Origin of the sequence: Pseudoalteromonas tetraodonis (genome assembly GCF_002310835.1) — a bacterium.
In the GTDB taxonomy this organism is placed as follows: Bacteria; Pseudomonadota; Gammaproteobacteria; order Enterobacterales; family Alteromonadaceae; genus Pseudoalteromonas; species Pseudoalteromonas tetraodonis.
In genome coordinates this window covers 1-13,599 of record NZ_CP011042.1, presented here as the reverse complement: position 1 = coordinate 13,599, position 13,599 = coordinate 1, and the positions used below count along the sequence as shown (strand labels likewise).

The 13,599-nt window shown below is 39.5% G+C and carries 8 protein-coding genes; 1 reads left to right on the top strand and 7 read right to left on the bottom strand.

Annotated elements, in window-relative coordinates:
* Positions 1-271: 271 nt before the first annotated feature.
* Entirely contained in the window at positions 272-2,608 is a 2,337-nt protein-coding gene (locus PTET_RS15875) for a S9 family peptidase (protein ID WP_096038935.1), read from the bottom strand.
* A 134-nt stretch (positions 2,609-2,742) separates the two neighbouring features.
* On the bottom strand, positions 2,743-3,630 hold the full coding sequence (locus PTET_RS15870; RefSeq protein WP_058155554.1) for a LysR family transcriptional regulator: 888 nt from the start codon (positions 3,628-3,630) through the stop codon (positions 2,743-2,745).
* A gap of 71 nt (positions 3,631-3,701) precedes the next feature.
* Here PTET_RS15870 and PTET_RS15865 point away from each other — a divergent pair, with 71 nt between their 5' ends.
* Positions 3,702-4,598 carry an MBL fold metallo-hydrolase gene (locus PTET_RS15865; RefSeq protein WP_096038934.1) on the top strand — a complete coding sequence of 299 codons (897 nt, stop codon included), beginning with the start codon at positions 3,702-3,704 and terminating at the stop codon, positions 4,596-4,598.
* Between the two features lie 75 nt (positions 4,599-4,673).
* Here the strand turns inward: PTET_RS15865 and PTET_RS15860 are convergent, their stop codons facing one another.
* The 5 genes from PTET_RS15860 to PTET_RS15840 form a co-directional block, all read right to left on the bottom strand.
* Positions 4,674-5,471, bottom strand: a complete 798-nt coding sequence (locus PTET_RS15860) for a DODA-type extradiol aromatic ring-opening family dioxygenase (RefSeq protein WP_096038933.1) — start codon at positions 5,469-5,471, stop codon at positions 4,674-4,676.
* Between the two features lie 104 nt (positions 5,472-5,575).
* Positions 5,576-7,045 (bottom strand): DNA recombination protein RmuC, encoded by a 1,470-nt coding sequence (gene rmuC / locus PTET_RS15855; RefSeq protein WP_013462772.1) that lies wholly within the window; start codon positions 7,043-7,045, stop codon positions 5,576-5,578.
* A gap of 604 nt (positions 7,046-7,649) precedes the next feature.
* The gene (locus PTET_RS15850; RefSeq protein WP_029609892.1) at positions 7,650-10,796 is read right to left on the bottom strand and encodes a DEAD/DEAH box helicase; all 3,147 of its coding nucleotides are present in this window, start codon (positions 10,794-10,796) and stop codon (positions 7,650-7,652) included.
* Positions 10,797-11,222: 426 nt separating this feature from the next.
* Positions 11,223-12,185 (bottom strand): transcriptional regulator, encoded by a 963-nt coding sequence (locus PTET_RS15845; RefSeq protein WP_013462769.1) that lies wholly within the window; start codon positions 12,183-12,185, stop codon positions 11,223-11,225.
* A 15-nt stretch (positions 12,186-12,200) separates the two neighbouring features.
* The gene (locus PTET_RS15840; RefSeq protein WP_013462768.1) at positions 12,201-13,439 is read right to left on the bottom strand and encodes an AAA family ATPase; all 1,239 of its coding nucleotides are present in this window, start codon (positions 13,437-13,439) and stop codon (positions 12,201-12,203) included.
* Between the last annotated feature and the right edge of the window lie 160 nt (positions 13,440-13,599).

Here is a 13,599-nt window from a genome sequence, read left to right as displayed (position 1 = left end):
ATATCGCACTTGCAGTAGCATGGATGCTACTCTTTTTATTTCTATTCTCGTACCAAGCTGTGTTTAACATTAAACGATTCACTTATTACCTATTGAGCAGTATTTCCTTGTTGGGTTTTGTTCGGCTATACCCAACTTACCGTAACTAAAATTCTTTGACCTTGTTCCTTTAACCTTTAAACCCAGCTGTAAATCCCCGTTACATTTTGATTAAAAAAGCCGCATACTAATAATTAGTGTGCGGCTTTAGTATTTTATTTTTTTAAAGCGATTACTTGTTTAGTAAGTGCTTTTCAAAAAAGTCAGCCATCATAGTATGGTAATGCAAAGTGGTGCCCTTGCCTTCGCGCAAGCTGTGTGAACGGTTAGGGTATGAGAAAAACTCAAACTGCTTGTTATGCTTTACAAGCTCGTCAATTAAACGCTCTGAGCCTTGGTAATGCACGTTATCATCGCCTGTGCCGTGAATAAGCAATAGCTTACCGGTTAGGTTTTTAGCAAAGGTAATCGGCGAGGTGTTATAGTAACTCTCAGGATCGGTATTTGGGTTACCCGCATAACGCTCTTGGTAAATGGTGTCGTATAAACGAATGTCTGGCACGGGTGCTGAGGCAATGCCTACTTTAAATTTATCACCGTGGCGGAACAATAAGTTAAGGGTTGAACTACCGCCCCCTGAATGCCCCCACACACCAACACGGTCTGTGTCTATTACATCCCAACGTTTAGCCATAGCATCAAGCGCGTCTACTTGGTCTTGCACGGTAATTGAGCCAATTTTTTTATAAATTGATTTACGCCAATCGCGGCCTTTTGGTGCACGTGTACCACGATTATCAACCGATGCCACAATAAAGCCTTTTTGCGTTAGTAACGATTTATATAAGTAACTGTTACCTTCCCAGCGGTCTTGCACGGTTGAACCCCATGGTTCGCCGTATACGTAAAACACAATTGGGTATTTTTTACTTTTATCCATGTTCTCTGGGAACATAATGTAGCCGTCAAGCTCGGTGCCATCTTGCGCGTTTACTTTAAAAAACTCATGCTTTGGTAAGCTTTGCTCAGCCAGTTTTTGTTTAAGCTTTGTATTTTCAACTAAGGTTTTTACATTACTATGATCGCTCACTTTAATGATCTCTTTAGTCGGTGGCGTACCAAATTTTGAGTAAGTGTGCACAGCCCATGAGGCATCTTTTGACATGTAGTAGCTGTTTGAACCTTCAAACTCAGCAGGCGTTACCCGTACCGGTTTGCTGCTGCCATCAAGCGGTGTGCTGTATAAATAACGCTGACCAGGATCGTTTGGCGAGGCAATAAAATACATTACGTTTTTATCTTCATTGATGCTCAGCATATCAATAATGTCGTAATCACCAGGGGTTAGGTCGATAATAGTTTTGCCATCGCGCGATACACGGTAAAGATGACGCCAACCGTCGCGTTCGCTATGCCAAATAAAAAACTCGCCGTCTTTTGACCAGTTTGCTTTATAAAACCATTCGATAAACGCATCGTCTTTGTCTTCTAAAATCTTGGTCAGTTGCTGCTTTTGCCAATCAAACAACCACACTTTGTTATGGCTTTGTGGGCGGTTTAAGTCTTGAATCATTAATTCATTACCGGTGCCTGCCCAGCTAATACGCGGAATATAACGGTCGCGGTTATCGCCTTCAAGCTCAGCCCAACGGGTTTGTTTGTCGCTAAGGCTTACCACACCAACACGCACGGCAGAGTTGGTTTCACCGGCTTTAGGATAAGGGAATTCTTTTAGGGTAGGGTACAGTTCGTCAGTGTTGTTGATCATAGTGAAAAATTTAACGTCACTAGTATCAAGCTGCCAATAGGCGATTGATTTGTTGTCGGGGCTCCAACGAAAACCATCGGCAATAGTAAACTCTTCTTCGTATACCCAATCAAAATTACCGTTAACAAGGGTGGCACTGCCATCGGTTGTGAGCGCAGTTACATCGTTACTACCAACCGCTTGCATATAAATATTGTTGTCGCGTACGTAAGCCACTTTTGAGCTATCTGGCGAGAACTTAGCAAACATTAACTTAGTTGGCTCAACGTCTTTACCACCTAATTGCTGTAATTGGTTTGTCTCAAGGTTAAGTAACCAAAAGTCGCCTCTGCTGCGCGAACGCCAAACTTGCTCGCTGTTGGTAAATACCATCAACCATTTACCGTCTTTTGACCACTGATAGCTTTCGATTGCAAATGGCTCGTCTGCGCCCTCTGGCAACAGCTTTTCAAACTCAACCAATACTTTACGGCCTGTGCCGTCAGCATTGTAAAATACAATGTCGTTGCCTTTTACACCGTGCTCTCTGTCGTCATCGGTGTTGTTATCGTCTGCTTTTTCTTTTTCGCTTTCGCGCTCTTCAAGCACAGTGTAGCCGGTACCATCGTCTAGCCACTTAAAGTAAGTGCTTCGCTGGGTTTTAAACTCTTTATCTTTATAAATTTGCGCTAGGCTTAATGGATTATTCACGGTACTCATCGCTGCATTATTGTTGGTTGTTATGCTGGTACTTGAACATGCTTGCAAGCCTAAGCCCGCAACAATGGCCAGTGCCAAGCCCGATGTTTTGATCAGATTCATTGTTATTGTTCCTTGGGTCTGTTGACCTTTATAGATTAAGGCGCTTATTACATTTACTGTAACAAAATAACCTACACAATATCAGCATGCTTAACGCACAAAGCTATGGTTTAAACCCAAACTTTTATAATTAATTACCATGCTGGATTTTTAAATTCTTCACTGAGCGTGTCGATTAGTGCTCTTACTGTTGCTGATAAATGCTGACGAGAAGGGTAAAGCACATATATTTTCATTGGGTTTAATGTCCATGGCGCTAATACACGCTGCAAGCGACCATCCAGTATATATTGATTTGCCAAATACGTAGGCTGCACTGAAATACCACCACCGGCTATGGCTGCATGAAGTAATGTGGTGGCCTCGTTTGCACTTAAATTACATTTAACATCAACCGATTGAAATTCATCCCCGTTGTGTAAATGCCAAATATATCGGTCAAAGTTTTTATAGCCTAAACATTGATGAGTGCTTAACTGTTGTGGTGTCGTTATTGGCGGATAATCTGCGAGGTAATCAGCTGAGGCCACTAATATAGATTCACACTCGGCAATAGGTTTACCTATTAACGAAGGATCAGGATTGGCTGCAATACGTATTGCTAAGTCAACACGCTGCTCTATTAGATCTGTGGTTGAGTCTTCAAGATCTATGTCTATTTGCACGTTAGGGTGACGTTTCATAAAGCGTGTAAATATAGGGGCTAATTGTGCAAAGCCTAACGACATACTGGTCGCTACTCGAATTTTACCTGACAACTGTTGCTGGCTTTTAGTTTGTTCAACTAAACGGTTAGCCTGTGCTAACCATTGCTCTATTTCGGGTAAACAGGCCTCGCCAGCGGTGGTAAGTGTAACTTTGCGGGTAGTTCGGTGTAGCAAACGAGTATTGAGCCATGCTTCTGCCGACTCAATATGACGAGTAACCATAGGGCGTGACATTTCAAGCCGATCGGCAGTGGCAGTAAAACTGCCTGAGTAGGCAACATCAACAAAAACCTGCGCTGCGGTGAGTTTATCCATAGTATTTGCACGATTTATGAAACAATGATGCTAATTATTGGTTGTTTTTCTGAACATATCAAACCTTTATTATGCTCGCATTAGCAACCAATGATGAAAATACCATGAACCTACGCACGCTTTTATTAAGCACACTATTAACCAGCAATATCGCTATTGCAGACGAAACCCCATTAACCCTTGATGTGTATAACGCTGACAGCAATAGCTTTCATGTTAATGCCACGCTGGTTTATGGCCGTACCGATGCAATTTTAATTGATACCGGATTTACCAAAGCCGATGCACTGCGCATTGCCGCCAAAGTAATTGACTCTGGTAAACAACTAAAAACTATTTTTATTAGCCAGGCCGATCCTGATTACTACTTTGGCGCTGAAGTGTTACAGCAGTTTTTCCCAAATGCAGAGGTTATTACTACGCCCGCAGTGCACCAAAAAATAGCAGCAAAGCTTAAAGGTAAACTTGCTTTCTGGACCCCAAAAATGGGTGAAAACGCACCAAAAAACCCCGTCGTACCTAAGGTATTTAATGGTAATATCTTAAAAATAGAAGGCCATACCATTGAAATTCGTGGCGCAGAGGGTGAGCATAATCATCGCCCTTATTTATGGATCCCTGATAATAAAGCTATTTTAGGGAATGTGGCTGTATACGCTAATGTTCATTTATGGATGGCCGATGCACAAACTCAGGCAGAGCAAAATGCATGGGCAAAGCAACTTAATGAAATGAAAGCACTCAACCCTGACGTGGTGATCCCTGGGCATATGAAAGCAGGCACTCAATTAGATGCTGCAAATATTGATTTTTCAATCCAGTATTTAAAGGATTTTGCACACGCTAAGCAAAGTAGTGATAGCAGTAAGCTGCTGATAGATAAAATGACCAACTCATACCCAGAGGCTGTATTACCTATGGCTCTTAGCATTGGCGCTAAAGTTCATAAAGGCGAAATGAAATGGTAATTGCTTACGCTTAACCACTGTAATAAATACAGTAGAACCAAAAAACACGCCTAGCAAAGTCTGGCGTGTTTTTTATTATTGCCACAAATACATACTGGCTCGCTTATTGGCAATATTTAATTCAAATACCTCAGTGCTTGCACACATAGCAGCGCCATAGCATACATGTAGCGGTAACAAGTGCTCTTCTCTGGGGTGATTAAAGCGTGCAGCTGGAGCTTGCTGCCATGCTAATAATTGCTGTTCACGCTGTTGCTCGGTTAATGTTTGATCTGCGATTGTGCTTACCAACCAATTTTCAAATGCCTGATTTTGCTGGTTAACATCGTTTGATTGAGTAACACCAAAAGCGCGCATATTATGGAAGGTAAAGCCTGAGCCTATAATTAATAAGTTATCGTAATCAATACGTTGCAGCACTTTACCAATTTCAACATGCAACAGCGGATCAAGACTTGGATGCAAGGATATTTGCACACAAGGAATATCGGCCTCTGGGTACATAATTTTTAACGGTACAAACATACCGTGATCAAAACCACGCTGTGGATCGAGTTTTGAGTCAATATTATGTGTTGCGAGCGCTTGCTGTACTAAATTAGCAAGTTGCGGCTGGCCAGTACAAGGGTAAGTTAATTGGTACGCCTGCTCAGGAAAACCATAGTAATCGTAAATAAGCGGCGGTGAAGAGTGCGCAGTTATACTAATTGGTTGAGCTTCCCAATGCGCGCTGACCATTAAAATAGCGCTAGGCTTTGGGATTGTAGCGGCAACTTGTTCTAAGCAGGCTCGCATTTCTGCATGGTTAGCATCACCTAGTAATGGCATTGGGCCGCCACCATGAGAAATGAAAAAGACGGTTGGGCGTTGCATGTGGTTAATCCTAAAGGACAGATATTATTATAGTGCCTGCGCAGTTAGTAAATAACTAGCCACATAAACGCACAACCTCAGTGCGCAAATATTATATGTGGTGTTTATTCATCAAGCTCTAAGTGAGCGCGTTCAACGCTTTCTTGAGGTAACTCTTTTTGCACCGATACACCCAACTCTTTAAATTCTGAGGCTTGTTTAATTAAGTTACCTTTACCACGGTATAACTGAGAGAATGCTTTATCGTAGGTTTCTTTGGCTTTATCGAGCTGTTTACCCACCCCTTCCATACTGGTTAAAAAGCCGTTGAGCTTACTGTAAAAACGCTCAGCACGATTAGCCAGCTCTTTTGAATATTTAGTTTGCTCTTCAAAGCGCCATAACTGCTTAACAATATTTAAACTGGTTAGCAGGGTAGTAGGAGTAGCAACCAAAATGTTTTTTTCGATTGCTTGCTGGTAAATGTCGCTTTGGTATTTAAGTGCTTCTACAAACGCAGATTCAATCGGTACAAACATAATAACAACCTCAGGCGAGTTTATCCCTGGTAAACGGTCATACGATTTACTGGCCAGCTCATTTATACGGGAAGTTACGGCATTTACATGCTCTTTAATCGCTTGTTGAGATTCCAGCTCTGTTTCGGCATTTACATAACGGGTATAGGCATTTAACGATGTTTTTGCATCAATCACTAAGTGGCGACCTTGAGGTAAATACACCACCACATCAGGACGAAGACGGCCGTCTTCGGTATTAAACGACACTTCGCGTTTATAGTCTGTGCCAGCTCGAAGTCCTGCGCTATCAAGCACGTTTTCAAGCATTAACTCGCCCCAATTACCTTGGGTTTTCTTTTGTCCTTGCAGCGCATTACTGAGCTTGTCAGCCTGCTCGGTAATGGCTTGGCTTTTGGCTTGTAAATGCAATAGTTCGGTTTTAAGCGCAGCACGTTGTTTTAAGTCTTCAACGTGAATAGATTCCATTTTATCTCTAAAGCCTTTTAGCTCACCTTGAACCGGCTTGAGTAACTGCTCTATGCTTTCTTGATTGAGGGTTTTAAATTTTTGCGATTTTTCTTCTAAGATTTGATTGGCTAAATTTTCGAATTCTTTTTTAAGCGTTTCTTTACTTTGCTCTATATGGGCGAGTTGCTCGCTGAAATGTTGCTGCTTTTGCTCAAGGGTGGTGCGTATATTATTAAGCTCGACATCGCGCAGATTGTATTGCTCGCGCAGGGCGGTTAGCTCGGCTTCGGTTTTACGCCAATATTGATTATAAAGTTGACTTTGTTTTTCTTGCTCAGTTAATCGCGTTTTAAAATGTTGCGCCTGATCACGTTGCTCTTGATGAGTAAGCCCTAACAAGTCGTGCTCTTCCACTAAAGAGGCATATTGATTTTGCGTATGCTCATACTGGCTTTGTAATAACAATAACTCTTGTTGCTGCTCACTCACTTGGCGCTTTATTTTTTTACTTAACTGGACTGATACAACGCTGAAAATAGCCATACCGGCTATAGCGCCAGTACCAACACTTAACCAATCTAAATGGGATAAAAACGAAGTAAACATAGAATAAACTTTTAAAATTTAGTGACATGCCATCATAACGAATTACGCTCTTTAGCAGTAGGGTAAAACACTAAATTAAGCGCATAAAAAAAGCCAGCTAGTAAAGCTGGCTCAATATTACTAAATTAGTAAATTAGTAAATTAGTAATCAAACAGGGAAATCAACATGAAACTTGTAAAACAACATATCAACTACAAGCATAATTGTAGACGCGCTCTGATTAAATTAGTTCAAAATAATTTTAAAAAAGTTGAATTTGAGGCATAAAAAAAGCCAGCTAATAAAGCTGGCTCAATATTACTAAATTAGTAATCAAACAGGGAAATCAACATGAAACTTGTATAACAACACATCAACTACAAGCATAATAATAGACCCAGCCATTTGTGATTAGTTCAAAATAAATTAAATAAAAAATAAATATTTTTAAAAGCAAAAAAAAGCCAGCGCATTACTGGCTGGCTTAATCATTACTATGTCTAGTAACTACTATATGGGATATCAACATGAAAGCTTGGAGAAACTGCAATTTAACCAAGCATATTAATAGACGCCTACAATTTAAATAAGTTCAAAAACTCGTCATGATTTTTTAAAATTATTTTAGCTTTTAATTAAAGACAGCATTTGTTGTTCGTCAAACTGGGTAAAACTCATTGATTTTTCGGTAAATAATGCATCTACAAGCGCTTGCTTATCTTGCTGCATTTGAAATACTTTTTGTTCAATAGAGTTAGCCATAATTAGTTTATAAACAAACACTGGGTTTGTTTGCCCAATTCGATAAGCACGATCGGTGGCTTGTTTTTCAACGGCAGGGTTCCACCATGGATCAAAATGAATAACCGTGTCGGCTTGGGTTAAATTAAGCCCTGTGCCACCGGCTTTTAAGCTAATTAAAAACACAGAAGTGTTACCACTGGTAAATTCGTCTATTACTTTATCCCGATGACGCGTTTGCCCCGTTAGCATACTAAAATTAATATTTAGCTCATTTAAACGCTCGGCAATTAAATCAAGGGCAGAGGTAAACTGACTGAATATAATGACCTTACGGCCAAGGCTTAGCATTAAAGGTAAGTGGCTCGATAACCATTCTAATTTAGCACTGGCTGCCTCAGTTTCAGGTTCAATGAGTTTAGGATGACAACAAATTTGGCGTAACTTTAACAAGGCTTCTAAAAAGGCGAGTTTACTTTTTTGCACACCTTGCTCAGCAAATAAATCGATGAGCTTTTCTTCAAGCGCACGCGTAATGCCGTGATACATATCTTTTTGTTTAGGTTCAAACTCAAACTCTTTTATAAGTTCGGTTTTTTGCGGCAGCTCTTGAGCCACTTGGGCTTTAGTACGGCGCAAAATAAACGGCATAATTAACGCTTTTAGTTGCTCTGCACGTTCAATGTTGCTTTCGCGTTCAATAGGGCCTTGAAAATGCTGCTTAAAGTGCGCCTGTGAACCTAAAAGCGAGGGCATTGCAAAGTCGAGCAATGACTTTAATTCAAATAAATTGTTTTCAATTGGTGTGCCACTTAAACAAAGCTTAAAGTCGGCATTTAAACGTTTTACCAACCGCGAAACTTGTGCGGTATCGTTTTTAATATACTGGGCTTCATCAAGAATAATGTTTTCAAAATACAGCGGTGAGTAATAAGCAATGTCACGTTTTAATAGCGGATACGTGGTTAAAATACACTGCGCTTGTGCCAAATGCTGCAACGAATCATTTCGGTGTGCACCAAAAATAGTGGTCACTTTTAAGCTTTTTGCGAACTTGGTAATTTCGTTTTGCCAATTACTCACTAAACTTGTAGGGCACACAATAAGCGTAGGCCCTGCTTGCGGTGTATTGTATGAGCTTGCTAAGTAGGCAATCACTTGTAACGTTTTACCCAAGCCCATATCATCCGCTAAAATCCCACCTAACTGATTACGCTTTAAAAAGTTAAGCCAAGCCACGCCTTCTTGCTGATACTCTCTTAATACTACAGAATCGTGTAAGCCATGAATGGCAGTGTTAGGTGATAGCAGTGCATCGTTATTTAGTTCATCAAGGTAACGCTCTAATGACGGGTCATGTAGCTCTACATTAATAGCTGTGTGCTGAACTAATTCAGGTAAGTATGAAAGCGGAATGTTAAATTCGTCACGGGTTTTAATAAATTCAAACCGCAGTTTAAACTCAATTAATAAATTAAACGCTGCTTTATCAATAACCCCAAATTGACGGCCAACAGGGTAGTAATAAAATAATTCACTTTGACGGTTTAACGATTCATACAGTTTATTATTTACATTTAATAGGGTGGCTACTTTGGTATCGTTTAGCATTACTTTACTATGCATTTGATGATTTGCAGCTCTGTTTACATGCAATGAGATTTGGCTTTTAGTATCAGCAACATTAACTTTGCTCATTGATACTTGCCAACCGCGTTGTTTAAAGCTGGGCAGTACCTCGTGAACTAGCCAATGTAAGTGAATAGCCGATTCCTGACTAAAAATAAACTCGCTGTGTAAACCCCCTTTACAAAAATCGAAGCCTAAGTTGACTAACTCATTGGTAACGGTGTTTTCAAAGGCGCTATTAATTAACTTTGCAGGCGCGGTGCCCGCTAAATAGTTTTTATTTTTATACTTAAACGATAACGAAATAGCCATTACTGAGCCCGACATGCTAACTTTAAGTATGGCATTACTCAACGACTTAACAGGCGTGCTTGGTGTATTAGTAGGGTGGGGAATAACACCTACTCCAAAGTTATCAGCAAGCTGCTTATAAATTCGGTCAAAGTTTGTATCGTGCAGCGCCGGTATAGTTTGTAAGTGCGCAATTTCATCAGCACTGAGGGGCGTACGAATACGGCCTAATTTATATTTATCTAAATCTAAGTAGATAGGCGGCGTTGTTTTAATTAACGCCCAATTAGGAATTTGATCCAAGTGAATTTTTAACTGGGTTACCTCTTTTTGTTTTTCCCAAACAAAGTTAAGAGGTAAACCAGGTTGCGCTTTAATAGGTACTCGAGAGCGTTGTAAAAATAATCTGTCTGTGGCTAGTAATTGCTGCAGCGCATTAAAACCCCATTGACCTTTAAGCTCAATATTACCGACCGCATTTTGCGATCGGATCCAGCTATATAATCTAAAATCACTTTCGAGCAAATCGCTAGGGGTTACAAAACTATTAAGCTGTTGCTCAGTTAAATTTCGCCCAAGTGCATAATTATTATTTTTATCGTAGTTGGCAATTTTAGGGGTTAAAAATACTTTGTTGTTTTCTATGTCTAATACAAACAGTAATACTTGCGAGGGTTGAGCTTGGTCGGTGTTTTTAAGTGCGCTTAGTTCACTAAACCAATCATTAATAAAATAATCTTCACCGTACTCACCAGAATGCTCAATTTTAAGCTTTAACAAAATAGCGGCCAAATGGCGGCATTTTGTTTTAACATTACAGGTACAGTGGGTATCGACCGAATAACCAGTTGGTAATTTACTGATCTCAATACGTTGGTTGAACGCGATTCCTTTATCACCTTGCACCGTAGAGTCAACCACAGAAAAATCTGCATTATGTTCTAACCAACTGATTTGGCCGTTTTTATAGTACGATTTTCCTTTGGCCAACACCGCGGGTTTAAATAATTTTTTTATGAATCGCTCAGAAAGAGGAAACTGGGTAGCCTGCTCATTTTTAATTTCTTCAAAAATAGCCATTAAATCATTTTTTGATAAGTTAGCAGACATGTCACTCAAAGTATTAAAATTTAAAAACAATTTTTCCAGTATATGCCTTATCAGCGCTGAGCTAAAGCAATATTATTTTTAAAATAAACTGGTTGGATCTGATTGGTTAGTAAAAAATTGGTTTATAGCGAATTGGCGATCATTGTTTAATTTTGCTCACTAAAAAAGTACGTTTAAATTACAAAATAAAAACAATTAATTAACTTTAAAAGGAGATTTAGTTAGGCTTAGATCAGGTTTTTACTAACAAGGTGAAAAATGGCATTAAAAGGAGGTGTTTAGTTAGTAAAAATATGATCCTTGATGGTTTAAGCCATGTTTTTAGCCTTTTTATGCCACTAAAGATCAGATTTTTACCAACTAAAAAAGAGGTTTAGATCATGTTTTAACTAACCCAACCCCTTTTACAGATCACGATATTACTAACTAATTAAAGGCACTTAATAACTTAGTAAGTTGCTCTAAGCGCTTGTCTGTCATCACTTTATTATTTATTTTAATTGAAACGTCACCACTTTTAAGGTTGCGTTGCACACTAATAAAGTCATTTTCTAAAACCGCTTCACGTTTTGATGCTGTTTTAGGCTCTGCAGTTAGGTATTTAGTAATTAGCATAGCGCGCTTGTCGTCGGCTTCTAAGGCGTTAATTTCATCATTGCTGGCAAGTGCAACAACTAACTCGTTAAATGCTTCCTCATCGCGCTCCTTTGCGTTAATCAGCTTTTTAGCAACTTCTCTACCAACATGATTAGCTGTTGGGTAAAGGGCTATAACATCTGCAGATATTTGCTCATACGCTTTTATCGCATCAGCAATCGCTGTATGCGATACCCCTTCAATAACAGCAATTTCACGGTACGAGCCTTTTTTGCCTTGTTGAATAAGATCGTTTCTAGTTTGCTGATACGCTTGACCCAACTCCCAAAGACTTGGGGCAATGTATTGATCTGATGAAACCGCAAGTACTTTGGCATCTTGCTCGCTAAAGTCACTAGAACTCAATACGAGGTAGTCTGCGCCACCTAAAATACAGGCTTTACGACGTCTAGAGCCAGCTAATACAAGGCTCATATCACCTTGCTCCCACAATAGAGCAGGGTGCTGATTACGGCCATCTTCTTTAATAGCAGGAAGAATATCTGCGACTGACTTTTCGTTTAAAAGCGCTTGTACGCGACGATTTTTACCATAAACCTGAGTTGAGTTTTCAATCTCGTTATGTGCTATCACTTTACAAACAAGCGTAATTTCCCGATTAGGATCACTAGGAGCAGGCATACGAATAACATCGCCTGCATTGGCTTGCTCTAAAAGGGCATCTAAGCTGCTACTGCCAACAGCGGTTGCAAAGGGATCTAAGCGGGTGTCATTTTTACGTTTTTTAGCCATTTTTAGTCAACATCCTTACTTAGGCGTATTTAATTTAGATTGAGTGGATTGCCAATTAGAACGAATTAGCATTTCGAGTTCATCAACTACATCTTTGATATTTTCTTGTGCGCGCATTAATGACTCTCTACTTGCTAAGCTGTCAGATGCTTTTTGGTCAAAGATAGTATTGAACGACGATGAACTGGCGGTAATTGCTGAACTATGATTGATAGGATAGCTCATTACTTGGCGACCAAAAGCACTACGCACATCTTTAACTATGTCGCGTTGTGAGTGATTGCCTTTCACATAATTAGTAACTAAAAATTGCATGAAATCCCAACCATCATGGCCAAGAGCGGCAACTGTATGATAAATCTCACCTAAACGTTTTAAATATTTATTATTTGCATCAAAGTCTACCGCTTCAGGGTGAACCGGAATTAGCATCGCCGTTGAAGCCATTAATGCATTGTAAAACATAAAGTTAAGCGTTGGCGCTGTATCAATTAAAAGAATGTCAAACTCATCTTTTACCGGATTTATTACTCGTTCTAGTAGTTTGTGGTAATGGCGTGTTTGCTCATAATTGGAGGTGTCTTTGAGTAATGTTGCTGTTTCGTGTTCAAAGTAAAAGTCATCCATACCTGATGGTAAAACACGAATATTAGGAATATGAGTAGGTAAAAAAGAATTAGACACAAATTCTGGCCATGTTTCACCTTCATCAAGGTCAATGCAATCACGCATCAAATCACCAACGGTAATTGGATCGGGCTCTGAAGATGGGAAAAAGCTTGATGATGACCCTTGAGGATCTAAATCAATTATACCGATACGGTAACGTTTAATGTTAGTGGTAGCGAGTGCAGCAGCAATGTTAACAATGCTTGTTGTTTTACCACAACCACCTTTTAATGAATTAATAACAATAACTTGGAGTTTGTCTGTTGATGCGCGGTGATCAGGCTGTATGTCCATAATATCAGCCATAGCAAAAATATTAACTAAGGTGTAGGCATAGTGGCCGTTTGCACCGCGTTTTATATTTAAATCGTCAAAGTCACCATTGTCATGGCGTCTTTTTAAGGTACGATTATTACAGCCAAGTAAATCAGCTGCTGCTTTTTGGGTGTAAGTTCTTAATTCTTTTTCTTCAGATTTAAGATGGGCGCGATAATGTTGGATACGTCCTTCTAGTGATTTTTCAGCAACTTCTGCGGTTGCTTTCAAAAGTCGATAAGTATCTAGCGCGTTTTTATTGATAGACATACTTTATTCCTCAAAGTTAGGTGTTTAGTATAATGTCCATTCAATTAGCTGTAAACAACTATTTAAGGCGACATGTCTTTTAAATACATGACATATAAAATAATTTTTACACCTTTAAGATTGCTTAGTATAAATAAAGAAGTTTAAGTATGGTTAAATA

Excerpts from the sequence above, each read along its gene's own strand:
- PTET_RS15845 (WP_013462769.1), bottom strand. The coding sequence starts at position 12,185 with ATGGCTAAAAAACGTAAAAATGACACCCGCTTAGATCCCTTTGCAACC.
- PTET_RS15850 (WP_029609892.1), bottom strand. The coding sequence starts at position 10,796 with ATGTCTGCTAACTTATCAAAAAATGATTTAATGGCTATTTTTGAAGAA.
- PTET_RS15865 (WP_096038934.1), top strand. The coding sequence starts at position 3,702 with ATGCTCGCATTAGCAACCAATGATGAAAATACCATGAACCTACGCACG.
- PTET_RS15840 (WP_013462768.1), bottom strand. The coding sequence starts at position 13,439 with ATGTCTATCAATAAAAACGCGCTAGATACTTATCGACTTTTGAAAGCA.
- PTET_RS15870 (WP_058155554.1), bottom strand. The coding sequence starts at position 3,630 with ATGGATAAACTCACCGCAGCGCAGGTTTTTGTTGATGTTGCCTACTCA.
- rmuC (WP_013462772.1), bottom strand. The coding sequence starts at position 7,045 with ATGTTTACTTCGTTTTTATCCCATTTAGATTGGTTAAGTGTTGGTACT.
- PTET_RS15875 (WP_096038935.1), bottom strand. The coding sequence starts at position 2,608 with ATGAATCTGATCAAAACATCGGGCTTGGCACTGGCCATTGTTGCGGGC.
- PTET_RS15860 (WP_096038933.1), bottom strand. The coding sequence starts at position 5,471 with ATGCAACGCCCAACCGTCTTTTTCATTTCTCATGGTGGCGGCCCAATG.